Origin of the sequence: Streptomyces sp. NBC_00090, assembly GCF_045160815.1 — a bacterium.
Taxonomy (GTDB): domain Bacteria; phylum Actinomycetota; class Actinomycetes; order Streptomycetales; family Streptomycetaceae; genus Streptomyces.
Genome location: NZ_CP108224.1, coordinates 9,020,157 through 9,039,999, shown reverse-complemented (window position 1 = coordinate 9,039,999; position 19,843 = coordinate 9,020,157). Strand labels below are relative to the sequence as shown.

Genomic DNA, 19,843 nt, shown 5'->3' with positions numbered 1-19,843 from the left:
CCACCGTATCGTCGTCAGTCCACACACCCACGATGATCAACGGCGGGCGCACCTATTCCCGTACCGGCTCCACCGGCAAAATCACAATCCACACAGCTGGAGCACTACAGTCCGCTTACGGCCCCGCGGGCCTTTGAGAGCGCTCTGCATCGTCCCGCGAACCCCTCCTTCAAGGGGCGCGGAAATCCGTGGACGGACCCGCGGAAGATCACGTACTGTGTGGCTTCACGCCCTGAGATGGATGGAAGGAGGCGAGTGCCGTGCAGTTCACACCTTTCCAGCGCTCCCTCTTCCGCTATCCCGGCGTGGTTCGTCAGTTCTGACCGGGAGCGCTCCAAGCAGCCTGTATCCCGGAGGAATCCATGACCGATACGGTCATCCGCGCGCTCTCCGCGAGCGACGCACATCTTTTCGACGCACACCCCGACCCCCTCGGCGCCGGTGAAGGCCACCGGCGTACCCGGTTCCGCCCCGACTGGAAGCGCGTCGCCCTGCGCGACGGCGAGGTCGTCGCACGCGGCGCGTGGTGGGGCGGCCCCGACGACTCGGAGCCCGTCAACATCAACTGGTTCGACGTGGCCGAGGGCGAGGAGGAGGCCGGGGCCGAACTCCTGCGCTCCGCTCCCTGGCAGGTCGAACTCGAGATCAACCTGCCCGGCGGCTGGCGGGAAAAGACCTACCTGCGCGCCGGAGCCGAGGCGCGCTTCGCCGCCGCACGAGCCGCAGGATACGAACTCCTGGTGGAACGCTTCCTGTACCGCTGGACCCCCGAGCGAGGTCTGCCCGAGCGGCCCGGACGCCTGCGCTTCAGCGCCGAACCCGACGACACCGTGTTCTTCGACGCGTTGCGCCGCATCCACTCCGCCACCCTGGACGCCCACGCGCTCAGGGCCATCGAGGAGGGCGGCCTCGACCAGGCCGCCCAGGAGGAACTCGACTTCTTCCACTGGTGCCCCTCCCCACGGGAATGGTGGCAGATCGCACACACGCCGGAGGGCGACCTGGCCGGCATCCACATCCCGGCCCACAACCCCTCCGGCCCGACGATCGGCTTCATCGGAGTCGTCCCGGAACAGCGCGGTCGCGGCTACGCCTACGACCTCCTTGCGGAGTGCACCCACCTCCTCGTCGAGCAGGGCGCGGAGTTCGTCAGCGGAGCGACGGACCAGGCCAACTTCCCCATGGCCGCGAACTTCGCCAAGGCTGGCTTCCCCGTCATCCGTGAACGCATCAACTTCCACCCGGCGGGCCAAGCGGCCTAGCGAGGAGTAGCACGCGGTGAGCGGTCCGGTCCGAGGGCAGGTCCGGACCGCTTGCTGGTGCCCGACGGCATGCCGGCCGACAGTGAACGTGCAGGATCTACGCTGCGGAGTGGCCACCGTCTCGTCGTCAGTCCACACCGACGATGATCAACAGCGGCCGCGCCCGTTCCCTTACAGGCCCCACCAGCAAGATCACGATCTACAGCTGGAGTACTAGGGGAACGATCCAATAGAGACGGCCAGTGACGGCGGGGCGGCCGGTACTGTCCCCTGATCATTCATTTCGCTCAGAGGCCAGTTCATGCACATACGCTCCTTCCGTCGTTCTGCCGTGTTCCTCGTGCTGGCGGTCTCCGCCGTGCTCACCGCCTCCGGCTGCGCGGCCGACCCCCAGCCCTCCGTGTCATCGTCGGCTTCTTCCTCGGCCCCGGCCCGGGTCGCTCGGCAGTTGACGGCCGAGGAACTGGTGGAGGCAGCGCTGCCCGTCGACGCGGTCCTCAACCTGATCGGCAACCCAGCCTCCGTCTTCCAACCCACACCGGACGACACAAAAGTCCAGTACACGGCTGGGCCGCCTGCATGCCGCCAGATGCTCGATGCCGCAGACGGCCGGCAGACACCAGTGCCAGCCGCGGCCATTCAGCAGTTCGACTGGAAGGACGACGGGTACGGCGGAACCTCCGTGCTCACCTCGTACCAGGGTTCCGGTGCCAAGGAAACGTTCGCGAAGGTGCGTGAGGGCCTGAAGACCTGCCGCTACTTCGAGCGGCAAGGCCCGGCCGGCCTCTACAAGGCAACGGTCACCGTCCACCCTGCCCCGCGATTCGGCGACGAGGCGGTGCGGTTCGAGATCACCGCCCCGGTGAAGCTCGGCGCACACGTGACCGAGTGGACGGTGGTCAGGACCGGAAGCACCGTGGCGACTTTCACGAAGCTGTCGGTTGCAGGTCACGACGTTCGTGCCTTCCCGCCCGCGCTCATCACAGAGCAGATCACCCGCCTCCAGACGGCACAGGGCTGACCGCAAGGACCGACGTCGAGTGCATCGCGTTCATGCCGATCCCAACCGCGTCACGTCTCCTTCCAGCCGTGTCACTTCGGCATCAGGACGGTGTCGATGATGTGGACAGTGGCGTTGGAGGTCGGCACGTCCCCGCAGACGATCTTGGCGGTGTCGTTGACCTCGAAGGAGTCGCCGGAGCCGTCGGTCGTCACCGTGCCGCCCTGAAGCGTCTCGAACGAGCCGTCGGCGAGCGCGGCCTTGTCGACCCTCTCGCCCACCACGTGGTACGTGAGGATCTTCGTGAGGGTGGCCTTGTCGGCGAGGGCCTTGTCCAGGTCGGCCTTCGGGATCTTCGCGAAGGCGTCGTTCGTCGGCGCGAAGACGGTGATGCCCTGGGCGTTGTTCAGCGTGTCGACCAGACCTGCCTTCTTGACGGCCGTGACGAGCGTGGACAGTTCCGGGTTGTTGGCCGCCGCGGTCGCCACCGGGTCGTCGGCCATGCCGTCGAGGCTGCCCTCCCCCTCGGCCGGTACCGCGGCACAGCCCGGGCCGAACGGCCCGTCCGTGTCCTCGGCGAAGGCCTGCGGGGCCAGTACGCCCAGCGACACCGGGAGTACGGCAGCGGCGGCGACGGCCGCCACGCGGCGCATGAGGTGCGAGGTGTTCATGATGTTTCCTCCTCCTGGGTCCGGACCCGGGGGCCCGGCCATGGGCGGGAATGACGTCCTCGGGAGGTATTCGGTGCTGCCCCCGCGCCGGATTGGTGGCTCGACCGGCCGACTTACGGAGATCCCTACTCGCCGGTAAGTTGTCCGCGACATCTACTCCTGGAGCGCCCTCATGTCCCGCTCGGCCCGTCCCGCCCTTCTGCTCGCCGGCCTCATGGCCACCGCGAGTGCCGCTCACTTCATCGCGCCGAAGCAGTTCGACGCCACCATCCCCCGCGCCCTCCCGGGCAGCCCGCGGGCCTGGACGCAGGCCAGCGGGGTCGTCGAGCTCGCACTGGCCGTCGGCCTCGCCCTCCCGGCGACGCGCCGGACGAGCGCCCGCGCCACGGCGCTCTTCCTCACGGCCGTCTTCCCGGCGAACGTCCAGATGGCCTACGACTGGCGTGACCGCACCACCGCCGCCAGGACCCTCGCCTACGCCCGCCTTCCCCTACAGGTCCCCCTGATCCTGTGGGCCAGGCACGCGGCCCGCGCGGAGCGCTGACCCGTCTGGAGCGGGGTGGGCGGATGGGTGGATGGGTGGATGGGTGGATGGGTGGATGGGTGGATGGGTGGATGGGCTGACTGGTCGGCAAAGAACGCCTCCGACCTGCGACTTGGACGCAGATCGCGCAATTTCCGTCTTTGCTGGTCGCATTGGTGGATGACTCTGTAGTGATCTGAATACCAATCCGTTCACGAGAGTTCCGAACCGATCAAGAGCGGCCCTATAGTTCCGTCGTTCCGCCCCCTTCCCCGTGTGCCTGCTCTCGAGAGTCTGGTTGATGACGGCGTCACCCACCCCGTTCCGCCCTGCCCTGATCTCCTCGCTGCTCACACTCGCCGCGGGTGGTGCGCTCGCCGCGGCGGCGACGACCGCGGCACCGACCGAGGTCCGCCCCGCGCTCGGCTGGTTCGCCGTGTGCGGCGTCCTGCTCCTGTCCGCCGCCGCCTTCGCCGTCACCTGGTACGCACGCACCGCACGCGTGCTCGGCCGGCGGGCCGAGCTCCTCGCCGCCGAACTCTCCTCGCGGGAGGCCTACGTCGGCCGGTTCAAGGCCACCGCCGAGCGCGAGGCGGAGGCGCTGAGGGAGCGGTACGAGGCGGAGGCCGCAGCCGTGGCCGCCGGCCACGCGGCGCGCGCCGAGGAGCTCGACCGGTCCCACCGGGCCGAGGCGGCCCACCTCGCCCTCGCGCGGGCCGCCGACGTCGAACGTCTCGAAGCCCGCCTGCGCCGTGCGGAGTCCGGCCGGTCCGCGGCCATGGCCGCCGCGGCCAACGCGGCGGGACGGATGCAGGCACTGGCGACGAGCATGATGGCCGACCTGCGGGAGATGGAGCACCGGCACGCGGACGAGGACGTCCTCACCGACCTGCTCCACCTCGACCACCGCACCGCCCAGGCCGGCCGGCTCGCCGACTCCATCGCCGTACTGACCGGAGCCCGGTCCGGCCGGCGCTGGACGCGCCCGATCGTCATGGAATCGATCCTGCGCGGCGCGATGGGCCGGATCGGCGGCTACCAGCGGGTGCGGCTGCACTCCGGCAGCGAGGCGGCCGTCACCGGCCACGCCGCCGAGGGCGTCATGCACGCACTGGCCGAACTCCTCGACAACGCGGCGAACTTCTCCCCACCCAGCGCCGAGGTGCACGTATACGTGGAGGAGGTCCCGGCCGGCATCGTCATCACCGTCGAGGACAGCGGGCTGGCGATGAGCGAGGTGCAGCTGCGGCGCGCCGAGGCCGCCGTCGGATCGGCGGCCCAGGACCTGGCCGGCCTCTCCGGAACCCGTCTGGGTCTCCACGTCGTCGGCCGACTGGCGCGCAAGCACGGCCTGACCGTCTCCTTCCGCCCCTCGGCACGCGGGGGAACCGGCGCCATCCTGATGCTGCCTCAGGAGCTCATCAGCAGCGCACCCGAGGGGCCGGTCGGCGTCCCGGGCGAGCCGTCGCCCCCCGTGGCGGGCCGAGGCATGACCGCCCCGCTCCCCGGCCGGACCCCCGCCACGCCGCCGCCCTCCGCTCCCGCCCCCGCCGCCCTTCCGGCGACCGAGCCCGGGACCGTCCACGAGCCCGCGGCCGAAAGCGGTGCCGAGGAGCCGAGCGGGATCGTCCTGCCGCGCCGCCGTCGTGGCGAGACCCTGGCCGCCCAGCTCAAGGCCGAGGAGACGCCCGGCAAGGCCCGCCCGGCCGCGGCACCGCGCACCGGCACACCCGCATCGACCCCTCCGCGCTTCGGCAGTTTCCACCGGGCCCTGCGCGCCGCGGGCGCCCAGCCGAAGGGCGACGCCCCCGTCGTTCCGGCCGGCGGCGCGCCCGACGACCGTCCCGCCGACGCGTCCGTACCGTCGTCCGACCCACAGGGCCGGACGACCGCACCGCACCCGTCGCCGTCCTCGAACTCCCCGTATTCGGAAGGCAATCCGCGATGACCGGCACCACCACCGACGAGAAGCTCAGCTGGCTCCTGGAGAGCCTGCTGCGACGCACCCCGGGCACCCGTCACGCCCTGGTGCTCTCCCGTGACGGGCTCAAGCTCTGCCGTACGTCCGAGCTCTCCGTCGACCAGGCCGACCAGCTCGCCGCGATCGCCGCGGGCATCCAGAGCCTGTCGCACGGTGCCTCCGTCGAGTTCGGCGACGGCACGGGCGGGGTGCGCTCCGCGATGGCCGAGTTCTACGGCGGCGTCCTGTTCATCGTGGAGGCCGGTGACGGCGCCCACCTCGCGCTGGTCGCCGACGAGGACGCCGACGCCGGCCTCGTGGGCCACAACATGTCCGAGCTGGTGGAGCAGTTGGGCGAACACCTCGTCGCCAGGCCCCGGGGATGAGCCGCGTCAGGCCGGGTCGGGACGACTCCCCCGACCGCCTCTACACCGTCACCGGCGGTCGCAGCCGGGCCGGATCCACCGCCTTCGACGTGGTGACCCTCGTCGTCGCCGAGAGCGATCCGGTCCCCGGCATGCAGTCCGAGCACACCGCGATCCTGCGCATGTGCCGGTACCCCACGGCGGTGGTGGAAGTGGCGGCGCGGCTCGGCCTGCCCGTGTCGATCACACGGATCCTCCTCGCCGATCTGCACGACACCGGCCGGATCAGCGCACGGCACCCCCGTGCCTCGTACCGCCTTCCCGATCACGACATCCTGGAGCAGGTGCTCGTTGGACTCCGTAGCCTCTGAACAGCGCCAGACCCTGCACAGCACCGCCGACAACGGACTGAAGATCGTCGTCGTCGGCGGATTCGGAGTCGGCAAGACCACCCTGGTCCGTTCGGTCAGCGAGATCCGTCCGCTGAACACCGAGGAGACCATGACGCAGGCCGGCGAGAGCGTCGACGACACCGGCGGCGTGGCGGCCAAGACCGCGACCACGGTGGCGTTCGACTTCGGCCGGATCTCGCTCGACGCGCGCAACGTCCTGTACCTGTTCGGAGCCCCCGGCCAGGAGAGGTTCTGGTTCCTGTGGGACCGGCTGTTCTCCGGGACGCTCGGCGCCGTCGTCCTCGTCGACACCCGGCGGCTCGCCGACTCCTGGTACGCCGTCGACCGGCTCGAACACCACGGCACCCCGTTCGTCGTCGCCTGCAACGACTTCGGCGGTCCCGCGCACTCCCCCGCCCAGATCCGTGAGGCCCTCGACCTCGCCGACGAGGTCCCGCTGGTCTTCTGCGACGCCCGGTCGCGCGAGTCCGGCAAGCAGGTCCTCATCTCGCTCGTCGAGCACCTGCAGACCATCCTCACGTCGGACCCGCAGCCGATTCCGGAGCCCACCCCGTGACCTGTCCCGCGTCCCAGCCCGTCCCGCTGAGCGGCCCCGGGTTCCAGACCGACCCCGTCGAGCTGTACCGACGGCTACGGCGTGAGCACGGGTCCGTCGCCCCCGTCGTGCTCGACGGCGACGTACCCGCCTGGCTGGTCCTCGGCTACCGCGAGCTGCACCAGGTCACCAGCGACCCGGTCCTCTTCTCGCGCGATTCCGAGCTGTGGAACCAGTGGGACGCCATCCCGGCGGACTGGCCCCTGCTGCCCATGATCGGCCGCAAGCAGCCGTCCATCCTCTACACCGTCGGCGAGCGGCACCGCGAGCGGGCGCGCGTCGTCTCCGACGCCCTGGAGGCCATCGACCCCTTCGTCCTGAAGGAACGGGCCGAGCGCTTCGCCGACGCGCTCATCGACGAACTCTGCGGCAAGGGCGCCTGCGACATCATCGCCGAGTACGCGATGCTGCTGCCGGTCCGGGTCCTCGCCAGCGTCTACGGCTTCGCCGATGCCCAGGGACCGGCCCTGGTGACCGCCATGAACGACATGGTCAACGGCCAGGAGGGCGCCCTGGAGGGCCAGCGCCATCTGGCCGAGTCCATGTTCGCGCTGCTCGCGGCCAAGGCCGAGACGCCCGGCGACGACGTCGCCTCGCGGATGATCGCCAACACCGCCGGATTCACGGTGGAGGAGGTCGCCCAGGACCTCATGGTGATGATGGCCGCCGGCCACCAGCCCACCGCCGACTGGATCGGCAACTCGCTGCGCCTGATGCTGACCGACGACCGGTTCGCGGCCTCGCTCTCCGGCGGCCGGCACAGCGTCGGGGAGGCGATGAACGAGGTCCTGTGGGAGGACACCCCCACCCAGAACGTCGCAGGACGGTGGGCCTCCCGCGACACGCATCTCGGCGGACGCCGGATCGTCCGCGGCGATCTGCTGCTGCTCGGTCTGGCCGCGGCCAACTCCGACCCGCACGTGCGCGCCGACTCCGGCGCGCTCACCGGCGGCAACTACGCCCACCTCGCCTTCGGCCACGGGGAGCACCGCTGCCCCTTCCCCGCCCAGGAGGCCGCCGAGACGATCGCCCGGACGGGCATCGAGGTCCTCCTCGACCGACTGCCGGACGTGGATCTCGCGGTGGCGGAGAACGATCTCTCCCGCCGCCCGTCCCCCTGGCTGCGAGGCCTCACCGCGCTCCCCGTGACCTACACCCCGACCCCTGCCCTTGGAGCCTTCGCATGAGCTGCCCGTACGACCACACCGCCGCGCCCGGCACCGACGCGATCGTCCTCGACCCCTTCGTCACCGATCTCGACGGCGAGAGCGCCCGGCTGCGCGAGGCGGGCCCGCTGGCCCGGGTCGTGCTGCCCGGCGGCGTGCCCTGCTGGGCCGTCACCCGTCACGCCGAGGCGCGGAAGCTGCTCACCGACTCCCGCCTGGTCAAGGACATCGACGTGTGGGGTGCCTGGCAGCGGGGCGAGATCCCCATGGACTGGCCCCTGATCGGCCTGGCCAACCCCGGCCGTTCCATGCTGACCGTCGACGGCGAGGAGCACCGCCGGCTGCGCACGCTGGTGGCCCAGGCGCTGACCGCGCGCCGGGTGGAGCGGCTGCGGGCCCGTATCGAGGCCCTCACGACCGAGAGCCTGGACCGGCTCGCGGAGCGGCCGGCGGGCGAGGTCGTGGACCTGAAGGCGGAGTTCGCGTACCCGCTGCCGATGAACGTGGTCAGCGACCTGATGGGGGTCGACCAGGCCGACCACCCCCGGATGAAGGCCCTCTTCGACAAGTTCTTCTCGACGCAGACCCCGCCCGAGGAGGTGCCGCAGATGATGGCCGACCTCGGCACCCTCTTCTCGGGGATCGTGGCGGCCAGGACCGCGGCGCCCGGCGACGACCTGACCAGCGCGCTCATCGAGGCGTCGGAGGGCGGCGACCGGCTCACCACGGCGGAGATCACCAACACCCTCCAGCTGATGGTGGCCGCCGGTCACGAGACGACGATCAGCCTGATCGTCAACGCGGTCGTCGCCCTGGAGACCCACCCGGAGCAGCGCGCCCTGGTGCTGAAGGGCGAGGTGCCGTGGGAGAACGTGATCGAGGAGACGCTGCGCTGGTCGACGCCGACCTCGCACGTCCTGATCCGGTTCGCGAGCGAGGACATCGAGGTCGGCGACCGGGTCCTGCCCAAGGGGGACGCCCTGATCGTGTCGCACGGCGCGATCGGCCGTGACGAGGAGCAGCACGGTACGACGGCGGGGGCGTTCGACGTGACCCGCACGCCGAACCGGCACATCGCCTTCGGTCACGGTCCGCATGTGTGCCCGGGGGCCGCGCTCTCCCGGCTGGAGGCGTCGGTGGCGCTGCCCGCGCTGTACGAGCGCTTCCCCGAGCTCCGGCTCGCCGTGCCACGCGAGGAGCTGCGGAACAAGCCGGTCGTCACGCAGAACGACCTGTTCGACCTGCCGGTCCACCTGGCCTGACGGGTCACGTTACGCACCGCCCCTCCGGGCGGGCAGGCCACGGCCCGCCCGGAGGGGCGGCGGGGTGCGACAGCGGTCCCGAGGCGTCGGGCGGGGTGGTGGGATACGGGGTACGGCGTACGTGGGTATTCTCGTCGAGCCTCGCGAGCAGTGACATCGCGGGAGGGTCGGCACGCCGGTGCGGCGCTGGCCGTTACGGCGGTGGCCGGGAGAAGATCTGGTGTCCAAGGGGGGACTTGAACCCCCACGCCCGATAAAGGGCACTAGCACCTCAAGCTAGCGCGTCTGCCATTCCGCCACTTGGACCAGGTGTGTGTCGTGACGCGGGGTGATCCCCGCGGCGACAGACATCAATCTACCAGGCTCCCGGGGTGTCGTTCACCCGCGTTTCCGGTGGTCAGCGACGTGCGGCCGGGCAGCGACGTCGACGCGGCGGACAGCAGCCCCCGGGTGACGGGGTCCCGCGGCGCCTCCATCAGCCGACGGGCCGGGCCCGCCTCGACCACGCGTCCCCCGTCGAGGACCGCGATCCGGTCCGCGAGGACTCCGACGGCCGCCGGGTCGTGGGTGATGAACACCAGGCCGAGTTCGGTACCTTCCCTGAGGCGGGCGAGGGCGTCCAGGATCGTGGTCCGCGTGGCCGCGTCGAGGCCGGAGGTGATCTCGTCGCAGACGAGGATCCGCGGTTGGGCCAGGACGGCCCGGGCCAGCGCCGCTCGTTGGAGTTCGCCGCCGGACAGCTCGCGAGGGCGGCGCACGGCGAGGGTCTCGTCGAGCCCGAACTCGCCGAGGGTACTCAGAGCCGTGCGGCGCGCGTCCCTCGTGGTGGCGCCCCGGAGCCGTACGGCGCTGCGGGCGACCTGGTCGAGGACCGGCCGGTGCTCGTCGAAGGCGGCGTTCGCGTCCTGGAACACGTACTGCACGGCTGCGAGTTCGGCCCGGCGGCGGGAGCGGAGGCTGCGCGGCAGCGGCGCTCCGTCGAGCAGGACGGTGCCCTCGTACGTGCGGTGGAGCCCGGCAAGGCAGCGGCCCAGGGTGGTCTTGCCGCTGCCGGACCGGCCGACGACGGCCAGGCACTCCCCCGCCGCGACCGAGACTCCGACGTCCCTCAGGACCTCGACGGTTCCCCGTGCGGTGCGGTGCCGTGCGGTGAGGTTCCGCGTCTCCAGGCGCACCGGTCCGCGGGGGCGGGGCACTCTCGGGGCGCCCGGCCCGGCCGGTACGGGTTCCCCCAGGACCGCTGACACGGAACCCCGGTCGACGACGCGCCCGGCCCGCATGACCACCACCTCGTCGGCCAACTGCCGTACGACGTCCAGGTCGTGGCTGAGGAGCACGACGGCGATGCCCCGTGCGGCGACGGCGCTCAGCTCCGCCACGATGCCCTGTTTGGTGAGGGCGTCCTGGCCGGTGGTGGGTTCGTCGGCGACGACGACCCGCGCGCCCAGCAGCAGGGCCTGGGCCAGGACGACCCGCTGCTGCTGGCCTCCGGAGAGCTGGTGGGGGAAGCGGCGCAGCACGTCCTCCGGATCCGGGATCCGGGCGAGGCGCAGGGCCTCTTCGATCCGGCGACCGCGCTCGGCCCGGTCGCCTCCCTGGCGGGCGGCGATGTCGGCGAGCAGCGCTCCGGTCCGGCGTGCGGGGTTGAGGACCGAGGCCGGGTGCTGGGGTACGTAGCCGACCGGGCCCGCGGGGGTGTGGACCGTGCCGCTGACGACGGCGCCGGCCGGGTGCTCGCCGAGGAGGGCGCGTCCCGTGGTGGTCTTGCCGCTGCCGGACGGGCCGATGACGGCGGTGATCCTGCCCGCGTGGGCGGCGAGGCTCACCCCGTCCACGATCGTCCGTCCGCCGATGACGACGCGCAGGTCACGTACGAAGGCGACGGGGTTCATCGGGTCGCTCCCTTCCGGGGGGTGGGCCGTTGGAGGGCGGCGTCGAACAGGAGGTTGGTGCCCATGGACAGGGCCGCGATGAGCAGGGCGGGCACCACCACCGCCCACGGCTGGAGGAACAGACCGGTGCGGTTGCGGTCGACCATGACGGCCCAGTCGGCGGCGTCGGGCGGTACGCCCACGCCGAGGAAGGCGGCGGTCGCGACCAGGTAGAGGGCCCCGGTGAGCCGGATCCCCGCGTCGGCCGCGAGGGTGCGGCGCAGGGAGCGGGCCACGTATCCGATGGTCGTGCGCCACCAGGACTCGCCCTGCATGCGCAGCGCTTCCACGGCGGGCCGGGACGAGACCTCGACGGCCGCCGCGTGCACGACGCGGGCCGCGTCGGGTACGGCGACCGCTGCCACCAGGACGGTCAGGCCGACGGGCCCCGGGGTGAGGGTGGCCGCGACGAGCAGGACCAGCAGGAGCGAGGGGACGGCGATGACCACGTCCAGGGGGCGCATCAGCGTCTCCTCCAGCCAGGTGCGGTGGGTGAGGGCCGCGGTGAGGCCGAGGGGCACGGCGACGAGGTAGGTGAGGGCGGTGGCCGCGACGGCGACGATCACGACGGGGCGGCCGCCGAGGAGCACCTGGTGCCACACGTCGCGTCCGCTGAAGTCGGTGCCGAGCCAGTGCCCGTCGCCGGAGGCGAACGAGACCGCGCGGGCGCCCGCGGGGCCCGCGACGACGGGTCCGAGCAGGGCGATGAGGACCGGGAGGACGATCAGCCCGAGGGCGAGGAGGTACCTTGCCGGCTTCCGCTTCATGCCGCCACCTCGGCTCGGGGCGCGAAGCGGCGGGCCGTCAGGTCGGCGGCGAGGTTGACCAGGACGGTGACCGTGCCGAAGACCACGGCCATGCCCTGGACGACCGGGAGGTCGCGGGCGGCGACGGCCTCGATGAGGACGGTGCCGAGGCCCGGGATCACGAAGAGGGCCTCCACGACGATCACTCCGCCGAGGAGCCAGTCGCAGGTGCGGGCCAGTTGCTGGACGGCGGGAGCGAGCGCGTTCGGCAGGGCGTGGGTCCAGGTGATCCGGGCGCAGGCCACGCCGTAGCGACGGGCCTGCGCGATGTACGGGGAGGCGTACGCGTCGATCATCCCGGCGCGTACGAGGCGACTGATCGTGCACACGGGTCGGGACAGCAGCACGACGACGGGCAGGATCAGGACGGCGGGCTCGGAGAAGGGGTCGGCTCCGAGGGCGGTGGGGGGCAGCCAGGCCAGCCACAGCCCGAAGAGCGTGGCGAGCAGGATCCCGACGGCGAACTCCGGTACGGCGTGCACGGCGAGGGTCAGCGCCGTCACCGTGCGGTCGAGGGGTCCGCCCTCGCGGCGGGCCGCCAGCACCCCGAGCCCCACCGAGAGGGGGACGAGGAGCGCGAGGGTGGCGCCGGCGAGGAGGAGGGTGGGGCCGAGTCCGGACGTCAGATAGCCCGTGACGGGCCGTCCGCTGACCAGGGACGTGCCGAGGTCACCGTGGAGGAGGCCGGTGACCCAGTCGGCGAGGCGTTCCGCGGCCGGCCGGTCCAGACCCATGGTCTCGCGGATGCGCGCGATGCGGTCGGGGTCGGGCTGGTCGCCGGCGAGGGCGACCGCCGCGTCGCCGGGCAGCGCCTCGGTGAGGGCGAAGACGAACAGGACGACGGCCGCCGTCTGCCCCAGACCGAGGAGGAGGCGGCGGCCGATCCATGACAGGTGCGGTGTCACGCGAGCCAGGTCTTGTCGAAGCGGGCCCAGTCGAGGGTGTTGGCGGGGGCCTGGTTCGACACCCCGCGCACTCCGGGTGCGGTGGCGATGATCCAGTCGGCGAAGCCCCAGATCAGGAAGCCGCCCTCGTCGTGCAGCCGGCGCTGCATCCGCTCGTAGAGGGCGCTCCGCCTGGTCGCGTCGCGGGTGGACTGGGCCTGCTGGTAGAGGTCGTCGAAGTCCTTGCGCCGCCAGTGGGTGGCGTTGGTGGTGGATCCGGTGAGCAGGCGCTGCGAGATGTGGGACTCGATCGGCATGGCACCCGAACGGTAGGAGGCGAAGGTGCCGTTGTTCAGGATGTCCTTCCAGTAGGTGTCCTTGTTGCCGACCTTGATCTCCACGGTGACACCGGCCTTCGCGGCCTGTTCCTTGAAGATGCCGGCGGCCTCGACGAAGCCGGTGGCGGCGGGGGCGGTGTCGAGGGTGACCCTGAGCCCCTCGGCACCGGCCTCCTTGAGGAGCGCACGGGCCTTCTCCAGGTCCTGGGCGCGCTGCGGGAGGTCGGCCGCGTAGTACTGGTACCCCTTGCCGAACAGGTCGTTGCCGATGTCGCCTGCGCCGGAGAGGGCGCCGTCGACGAGCTCCCTGCGGTCGGCGATGAGGAAGAAGGCCCGGCGGACCCGGGGATCGTCGAACGGCGGGCGGTCGGTCTTCATCACGAAGCCCTGCATGGCGCTGCCCGGGAGGCGGACGACCTCGATCCTGCCCTTGCCCTCGTGGGTGCGGGCGGTCGCGGGGCTCAGTTCGTGGGCGTACTCGACCTGGCCTCCGAGCAGGGCGTTCACGCGCGCCGACTCCTCGGACGCGACGACGAACTCCAGCTCGTCGAGGTGCGGGGCGCCGTCCCAGTAGGTGTCGTTGCGCTTGACGACCAGGGAACTGCCCGGTGTGAAGGAGACGAAGCGGAACGGTCCGGAGCCGACGGGCCGGTCGAAGGCCGTGGCGCCCTTCGGGACGATGTACGCTCCGAACGCCGCCAGCACGTTGGGGAATTCGGCGTACGGGCGCTTCAGCCTGAACTCGACGGTGGAAGCGTCGACGGCGCGGCTGGCGTCGAGGTCGATGGGCTCCAGCGAGGCCTTGGCGCGGAAGGTGCCCTGCGGGTCGGCGATGCGGCGGTAGCTGTGGAGGACGTCCTCGGCCGTGACGGGCCTGCCGTCGTGGAAGGCGGCCTTGCGGAGGGTGATGCGCCAGGTGTCGAGGGCGTCGTTGGGCTCCCACTTCGCGGCGAGCCTGGGGACGGCGGCGAGGTCGGCGCCGAAGTCGGCGAGCTTGTCGAAGAGGGCCTTCGCGCGGGCGGCGTCGACGAACAGGTTGGCGGCGTGCGGGTCGAGGGTCTCGTTGGCACCGCCGCCGGCGAAGGCGGCGCGCAGCCGTCCGCCGGGCTTGGGGGTGGTGTTCGAGCCGTTCGCGGTGTCCTTGGAGTCCTTGGCGTCCGGGGTGGTGGCGCCGGTTCCGCAGGCGGCGGTGAGAGCGAGGGCGGTGGCGCCCGAGGCGATCAGGAAGCCTCTGCGGGCGAGACCGGAGCGGTCGTCGTTCATGGGGTGGTGTCTCCGTTGTCGCTGGGGTGGGTCATGAGCCGGGCGATGAGGTGGAGTCGGTCGGAACTCGCGGTCTCCCGGGGAGCCGCGCCCTCGCTCCACGGTGGTTCGGTACGGGGCCCGGGCCCGTCGTACAGCGCGAGGACCTCGAACCCGGCGGTGGTGAGGAAGTACCGGAGCTCCTGCGGGAACAGCAGCCTCCACGCGGAGTGCTGCTCGGCTCCCGCGGAGCCGTCCCGCCCGGAACCGTCCCGCCCGGGGCCGGCATCGTCGGAGCCGTCGTCGACGGTCCAGGTCCTTCGGCGGCGCAGGAGTTGCGCGCCGTGGTCGATCCAGAGGGTGGTGCGGGAGGTGTAGGTGGCACCGCGCCAGGGGAACGTGTGGGAGCGCGGGCCGTCGAGGAGCTCGTTGTTGCCGAGGAAGAAGGCGCCGTTGCGCATCTCGGCGACGAGCAGCCCCGCCGGGGAGAGGTGGGCGCGGCAGCGGGCGAGGAAGGCGGCGAGCTCCTCGTTGGTCCGGCAGTAGAGGAGGGCGCTGTCCAGACAGACGATCGCGTCGTACGTCGCGCCGAGGTCGAAGTCCCGCATGTCGGCGCGGTGGTAGCGGGGTCCGGGGTGGCGGCGGCGCGCGTGCGCCAGCATGGCTTCGGAGGTGTCGATGCCGGTGACGTCGCGACCGGCCCGTCGGTGCAGCCAGGCGGCGTCACGTCCGGTGCCGCAGCCGACGTCGAGCACGCGGGGGCCGGCGCCGTGGCGGGCCAGTACGCTCTCGGTCCACCGGGCGGCGAGCCGGTCGGGGTCGGGGAAGCGCTCCTCGTAGAGCTCGGGGTGGTCGGTGAGCAGGTTTCCGCTGGTGATCGCTGTCATCGCATCTCGCTTCGGGTCTCGCTTCGGATCGCGCCTCGGGTCTCGCCTCGGGTCTCGCTTCGGGTCTCGCTTCGGGTCTCGCCTTGGGTCTCGCCTTGGGGCCGGTCGGGGAGTTGGAGGTCGGCCTGGTCGGGCCCCTCCGCCGCGGGTTCGCCGGATGCCTCCGCCTCGGGGAGGAGGCCTCTGCGCCGGATGTGGGTGACGGCTGCCGCCGATGCCAGACCGAGGGCGAGACAGCACACGTAGGGCAACCACGTCAGGCCGGTGTGTCCGGCGGTGTCCATGGCCCAGCCGATGCCCGTACCGCCGAGGGCCGCGGCGATCCCGGACACGGCGTAGAAGAGGCCGTAGAGGGTTCCCGTCAGGTTGGCGCGGCCGAAGGCCGGTATCAGCTCCATCACGAACGGCTGGGCGACCATCACGCCGAGGTGCAGCAGCAGCGCGCCGGCGAGCACCGGCAGCAGGCGTGCCGGGTGGGTGGTGGCGGTACCCGCCACGAGCATCGGCGGTACGAATCCGAGGCCCATGACGGCCAGGCCGGTCGCGATCCAGCGGCCCCCGCTCCCCCGGGTCTTCAGCGCGCGGGTGATGCGCAGCTGGAACAGCACGTTCGCGACGGTCCCGGCGAGGAACAGCAGCCCGACCGAGCCGTCCCAGCCGGAGGCGTCGGTCGCCGCCCGGGGCAGCAGGAGGTACAGCTGGCTCTCCAGGCCGTACATGCCGACCATGGCGAGGGAGAACGCCAGGAAGCGTCGGTTGCCCGCGGCCTCGCGCCAGTCGGCGAGGAGGCCGGTGTCCGGGGCCGGCACCTCGCGGGCGGGCAGGACGAGCAGCTGGGCGACGGTCAGCGCGGCGAACACCGCGGCGGCGGTGACGGCCGCCGCCCGGAAGTCCACCAGGAGCAGGAGGCTGCCGAGGAGCGGCCCGAGGAGTGCGCCGGTGGTGGCGAAGACGTTGAACAGGGCGAAGGCCTCGGCCTTGCGCTCGCCGGCCTCCTGGGCGACGTAGGTCCGCACGGCGGGATTGAACAGGGCCCCCGCAAGCCCGCTGAGGACGGACGCGGCGATCAGCAGCGGCAGGCTGTCGCCGAGGGCGAACAGGCCGAATCCCAGCGTGCGCAGCGCGCAGCCCGCGATGATCACTCCGCGCGCGCCGAGCCTGTCGGCGGCGGAACCGCCGATCAGGAACAGGCCCTGCTGGCTGAGGTTGCGCAGGCCGAAGACCACGCCGACGAGGGCGGCCGAGAACCCCAGGTCGTCGGAGAGATGGGTGGCGAGGTACGGGACGAGCAGGTAGAAGCCGGTGTTGACGCCGAGCTGGTTGAGCACGAGCAGCCGTATGGCGAGCGGGAAGCCCCGGAGGGTGCCGAGTATCTTCACCGCCCGGCCGCCGCGGGGGTGCGCCGGACGCCGAGGCCGGGCAGATCGGCTGCGCGTACCGTGCCGTCGGCACCGCCGATGCCCGTCCAGGGGTCGTCGGCGAGCAGCAGGTGCCCGTCGAGGTCCACCCAGCGGGCCTTGTCGGCGAGGTGCACGGCCGGGGCGATGCCGAGGGAGCTGGCGGTGAGGCAGCCGAGCATGATGTCGGTGCCGCTGCCGCGCAGGGCGTCGTGGATGCGCAGGGCGGCCCGCACGCCGCCGCATTTGGCGAGCTTGACGTTGACGCCGTGGACCAGTCCGGCGAGCGCGACGGCGTCCTCGTGGCGGACGGCGTCCTCGTCGGCGATGACGGGGACCGGTGACTCCTTCGCCACGCGGGCGAGGGAGGCGGGGCTGCCGGGTGCGACGGGCTGTTCCACGGCGGTGACCCCGAGGTCCGCGAAGCGCGGCAGCAGCTCGATCGCCCGGCGCTCGGTCCACGCGCCGTTGGGGTCGAGGAGCAGATTCGCCCCGGGCGCCGCGGCCCGTACCGCGCGGACGCGGGCGAGGTCGTCCGCCGGATCGGGCGATCCGGCCTTGACCTTGAGGACGGTGAAGCCGCTCCGTGCGAGGCGGGCGGCCTGCGCCGAGGCCGGGCCGGGGGCGACGATGCCGATCGTACGGGCGGTCCGGACGACCGGGGCGGTACGGGTGCCCAGCAGCTGGTGGACGGGGCTGCCGGCCCGTTTGCCGATCAGGTCGAGCAGGGCGGCCTCCAGACCGGCGAGTACCCCGGCCGGCAGCTCCGACGCGCCGGGCAGCGTGTCGGAGAGGTGGTCGTTCCACGCGGTCTCGGGGTCGGGAAGCCGTTCGACGGCGGGTCGCGCCGTGGCGAGGTGCCGGAGGATGCGCGGGGTGGGCAGGCCGAGGTAGTCGCTGCTGACGACCTCGCCCCAGCCGGTCAGGCCGTCGTGCTCGACGGCGACCCAGACGGCGTCGCGGCGGGCCATCACGGAGCGGGAGATGCGCAGCGGTTCGGCCAGTTCCAGTTCGGCGGTCCGCCAGGTGAGCTTCACGCGAGACCTCCTCGGGCGGGAGCGGGCACGGACGCGGGCGAGGGCATGGACACGGCCGAGGGCGAGGGCACGGGCGGACGGGGGGACGTGAGCGGGTGCGGGGCCGATGTGCGTGGGTGTGGGCGGGGGGAGGTGAGCGGGTCGACGACGGTGCGGCAGCGGGTCCAGCCGGTGACCTCGGTCGCGTACGGGTGGGCGATCTCCACGGGGCGGACGGCGAGTTCGGCCCGGTCGAGACCGTGCGCGTGGCAGTAGTCGTCGTCGTAGACGGTGCCGAGGTAGCGGTGCGGTCCGTCGGGGAAGACCGTCGCGACGACCGCGCCCGTCTCGACGCGGGCGGCCCAGGCGGAGACCAGCGCCACGGCTCCGGTGCTCCAGCCGCCGCTGACGAAGCTGGTGCGGGCGAGTCTGCGGCAGGCGTCGACCGCTTCGGCCGGCCCCACCCAGTGGACCTCGTCGAAGGCGTGGTGGGCGACGTTCCGCGGATGGATGCTGCTGCCCAGTCCCCGCATCAGGCGGGGGCGGGCAGGCTGGCCGAAGATGGCGGAGCCGACGGAGTCGACGCCGATCACCTTCAGCCGCGGCCAGCGGCGGCGCAGCGGGCCGATGAGTCCCGCGCTGTGTCCGCCGGTGCCGACGCTGCACACCAGTACGTCGAGGTGGTCGAGCTGCTCGCGGAGTTCGGCCGCCATGGAGAGGTAGCCGGCGGCGTTGTCGGGGTTGTTGTACTGGTCGGGCCAGTAGGCGTCGGGGGTCCGGGCCAGGACCTCGCGGAGCCGGGCGATCCGGGCGGCCTGCCAGCCGCCTTCGGCCGCGGGCCGCTCCACCGGTTCCAGCCGCGCCCCGTACGCGCTCAGCAACTGGCGCATGGAGGGTTCGAGTTCGCGGTCGACGACGAGGACGACGGGGTGTCCGAGCGCCTGCCCGGCGAGGGCGAGGCCGATGCCCAGGGTTCCGGAGGTGGACTCGACGACGGTGGCGCCCGGACGGAGCTCGCCGCGCTCCCGGGCGCCGCGCAGCATGGCCACGGCGGACCGGGCCTTCATGCCGCCGCCGCCGAGGCATTCGAGCTTGGCCCAGAAGCCGGGGTGCGGGTGGGGCAGTTCCGTGCGGATGCGGGCGAGCGGGGTGCGGCCGATCAGCGTCAGCAGCTCCGGGTTCGCGCGGTGGGCCGACGCACGGTCCAGCGGGGGTGCGGTGGTCACCGGGTGCCTCCGTAGCGGTGGATGACTCCGGGACCGCCGTCGAGCCAGAAGAAGGGGTACGGCTCCGCGGAGACGGCGCTCACCCCGGTTCCGATGAAGCCCGGCAGGATCGCGCTGCCGGTCTGCGCGAACATCACCAGCGGTTTGCCGGTGGCGGCGGCATGGTCGAGGAGGGGCTGGAAGGTGGCGTTGCCCAGGGTCATGCCGGAGGCGAGGATCGCGTCGCAGTGCTCCAGCTCCGCGAGGGCATCGGTCCGTACGGGCTCGCCCCACTCGGTGGCGCCGCCCTTGAGGTCACAGGGCACGTAGCCGATGCCCCGCTCGCGCAGGCTCTCCAGCAGGGAGTTGACGACGCCGACGACGAGGACACGGCGCGGGCCGGGCGTCGGCAGGAGACCGACGACGGCGCGGGCCCGGGCCCGCGACCGCCGGAGGGAGTTGCCGGGCGGGAGGGCGTACGGCCGGGCGCCGTGGCGGGAGGTGTGGGGGCGTGTGTGGCCGAGGTAGGCGTCGAGCGCGGCGATCCGGACCGGAAGCAGCGGGTGGTCGAGCAGCTCGGCCACCGAGGCGCCGACGCAGTCGTCGAGCGCCGCGGCGGGCAGGGCGCCCGGCTCCACGGCGCAGGATCCGACGGCCGCGTGCAGGCGGAGGCTGAGGACCTCGTTGCGGTATCCGCTGTTGCGGCCGGCGTGGCGGACCGCCTGGGCGGTGGTGAAGGCGAGCGCGACGCGTTCCCGGGCGGGGTCGGGGCCGTAGTCGCCGGCGCGGACGTGCGCGACGAGCTGGTCGAGGGTACTTACGGCGGGCTCGTGCGGGGCGGGTGGGTGCGGGGCGTCCGTGTGCGGGGCAGGTGCGTGAGCGACGGGAACGTCCAGGGCGGTCGCGTGAGGGACGGGCAC

The 19,843-nt window shown here is 72.5% G+C and carries 19 protein-coding genes and 1 tRNA gene; 9 read left to right on the top strand and 11 right to left on the bottom strand.

Translation table 11 applies throughout. The annotated features are described in order from the left end of the window. Positions 1–362: 362 nt before the first annotated feature. A complete protein-coding gene (locus OG361_RS40060) occupies positions 363–1,262 on the top strand; it encodes a GNAT family N-acetyltransferase (protein WP_327416995.1) in 900 nt (299 codons plus the stop codon). A 331-nt stretch (positions 1,263–1,593) separates the two neighbouring features. After that, a complete protein-coding gene (locus OG361_RS40055) occupies positions 1,594–2,283 on the top strand; it encodes a hypothetical protein (RefSeq protein WP_405861673.1) in 690 nt (229 codons plus the stop codon). A gap of 71 nt (positions 2,284–2,354) precedes the next feature. Here OG361_RS40055 and OG361_RS40050 read toward each other — a convergent pair whose 3' ends face one another. Continuing rightward, the gene (locus OG361_RS40050) at positions 2,355–2,933 is read right to left on the bottom strand and encodes a fasciclin domain-containing protein (RefSeq protein WP_405861671.1); all 579 of its coding nucleotides are present in this window, start codon (positions 2,931–2,933) and stop codon (positions 2,355–2,357) included. Between the two features lie 172 nt (positions 2,934–3,105). On the opposite strand from OG361_RS40050, the gene OG361_RS40045 reads away from it, so the two are divergent. From OG361_RS40045 to OG361_RS40015, 7 genes are all read left to right on the top strand, one after another. Beyond that, on the top strand, positions 3,106–3,477 hold the full coding sequence (locus OG361_RS40045) for a DoxX family protein (RefSeq protein ID WP_405861669.1): 372 nt from the start codon (positions 3,106–3,108) through the stop codon (positions 3,475–3,477). A gap of 280 nt (positions 3,478–3,757) precedes the next feature. Further along, positions 3,758–5,404: a sensor histidine kinase gene (locus OG361_RS40040; RefSeq protein ID WP_405861667.1), complete on the top strand. Its 1,647-nt coding sequence runs from the start codon at positions 3,758–3,760 to the stop codon at positions 5,402–5,404. Then, positions 5,401–5,802 (top strand): roadblock/LC7 domain-containing protein, encoded by a 402-nt coding sequence (locus tag OG361_RS40035; protein ID WP_405861665.1) that lies wholly within the window; start codon positions 5,401–5,403, stop codon positions 5,800–5,802. Before OG361_RS40040 ends, OG361_RS40035 begins: the two co-directional genes overlap by 4 nt. Then, a complete protein-coding gene (locus OG361_RS40030) occupies positions 5,799–6,152 on the top strand; it encodes a DUF742 domain-containing protein (RefSeq protein WP_405861663.1) in 354 nt (117 codons plus the stop codon). Before OG361_RS40035 ends, OG361_RS40030 begins: the two co-directional genes overlap by 4 nt. Then, a complete protein-coding gene (locus tag OG361_RS40025) occupies positions 6,133–6,750 on the top strand; it encodes a GTP-binding protein (RefSeq protein ID WP_405861661.1) in 618 nt (205 codons plus the stop codon). The genes OG361_RS40030 and OG361_RS40025 overlap by 20 nt, the downstream gene beginning before the upstream one ends. Next, on the top strand, positions 6,747–7,976 hold the full coding sequence (locus tag OG361_RS40020; protein WP_405861659.1) for a cytochrome P450: 1,230 nt from the start codon (positions 6,747–6,749) through the stop codon (positions 7,974–7,976). Before OG361_RS40025 ends, OG361_RS40020 begins: the two co-directional genes overlap by 4 nt. Next, complete coding sequence (locus OG361_RS40015; RefSeq protein WP_405861657.1) at positions 7,973–9,217, top strand: cytochrome P450; 1,245 nt, start codon at positions 7,973–7,975, stop codon at positions 9,215–9,217. Before OG361_RS40020 ends, OG361_RS40015 begins: the two co-directional genes overlap by 4 nt. 218 nt (positions 9,218–9,435) lie before the next feature. Here the strand turns inward: OG361_RS40015 and OG361_RS40010 are convergent. The 10 genes from OG361_RS40010 to OG361_RS39965 all read right to left on the bottom strand — a co-directional run bounded on the left by OG361_RS40010 (position 9,436) and on the right by OG361_RS39965 (position 19,843). Beyond that, positions 9,436–9,523: transfer RNA gene (locus tag OG361_RS40010), tRNA-Leu, on the bottom strand. A 44-nt stretch (positions 9,524–9,567) separates the two neighbouring features. Next, on the bottom strand, positions 9,568–11,109 hold the full coding sequence (locus OG361_RS40005; protein WP_405861655.1) for an ABC transporter ATP-binding protein: 1,542 nt from the start codon (positions 11,107–11,109) through the stop codon (positions 9,568–9,570). Next, the gene (locus OG361_RS40000) at positions 11,106–11,915 is read right to left on the bottom strand and encodes an ABC transporter permease subunit (RefSeq protein ID WP_405861653.1); all 810 of its coding nucleotides are present in this window, start codon (positions 11,913–11,915) and stop codon (positions 11,106–11,108) included. The genes OG361_RS40005 and OG361_RS40000 overlap by 4 nt, the downstream gene beginning before the upstream one ends. Beyond that, the gene (locus OG361_RS39995; protein WP_405861651.1) at positions 11,912–12,859 is read right to left on the bottom strand and encodes an ABC transporter permease; all 948 of its coding nucleotides are present in this window, start codon (positions 12,857–12,859) and stop codon (positions 11,912–11,914) included. Before OG361_RS39995 ends, OG361_RS40000 begins: the two co-directional genes overlap by 4 nt. Next, positions 12,856–14,439 carry an ABC transporter substrate-binding protein gene (locus OG361_RS39990; protein ID WP_405861649.1) on the bottom strand — a complete coding sequence of 528 codons (1,584 nt, stop codon included), beginning with the start codon at positions 14,437–14,439 and terminating at the stop codon, positions 12,856–12,858. The genes OG361_RS39995 and OG361_RS39990 overlap by 4 nt, the downstream gene beginning before the upstream one ends. Beyond that, positions 14,436–15,305, bottom strand: coding sequence for a class I SAM-dependent methyltransferase (locus OG361_RS39985; protein WP_405861647.1), 870 nt, complete (start codon positions 15,303–15,305; stop codon positions 14,436–14,438). Before OG361_RS39985 ends, OG361_RS39990 begins: the two co-directional genes overlap by 4 nt. Beyond that, a complete protein-coding gene (locus OG361_RS39980; RefSeq protein WP_405861645.1) occupies positions 15,302–16,684 on the bottom strand; it encodes an MFS transporter in 1,383 nt (460 codons plus the stop codon). Before OG361_RS39980 ends, OG361_RS39985 begins: the two co-directional genes overlap by 4 nt. Continuing rightward, positions 16,681–17,739, bottom strand: coding sequence for a dipeptide epimerase (locus OG361_RS39975; protein WP_405861643.1), 1,059 nt, complete (start codon positions 17,737–17,739; stop codon positions 16,681–16,683). The genes OG361_RS39980 and OG361_RS39975 overlap by 4 nt, the downstream gene beginning before the upstream one ends. Beyond that, entirely contained in the window at positions 17,736–18,944 is a 1,209-nt protein-coding gene (locus tag OG361_RS39970; RefSeq protein WP_405861641.1) for a PLP-dependent cysteine synthase family protein, read from the bottom strand. The genes OG361_RS39975 and OG361_RS39970 overlap by 4 nt, the downstream gene beginning before the upstream one ends. Further along, complete coding sequence (locus OG361_RS39965; RefSeq protein ID WP_405862690.1) at positions 18,941–19,843, bottom strand: Rossmann-like domain-containing protein; 903 nt, start codon at positions 19,841–19,843, stop codon at positions 18,941–18,943. Before OG361_RS39965 ends, OG361_RS39970 begins: the two co-directional genes overlap by 4 nt.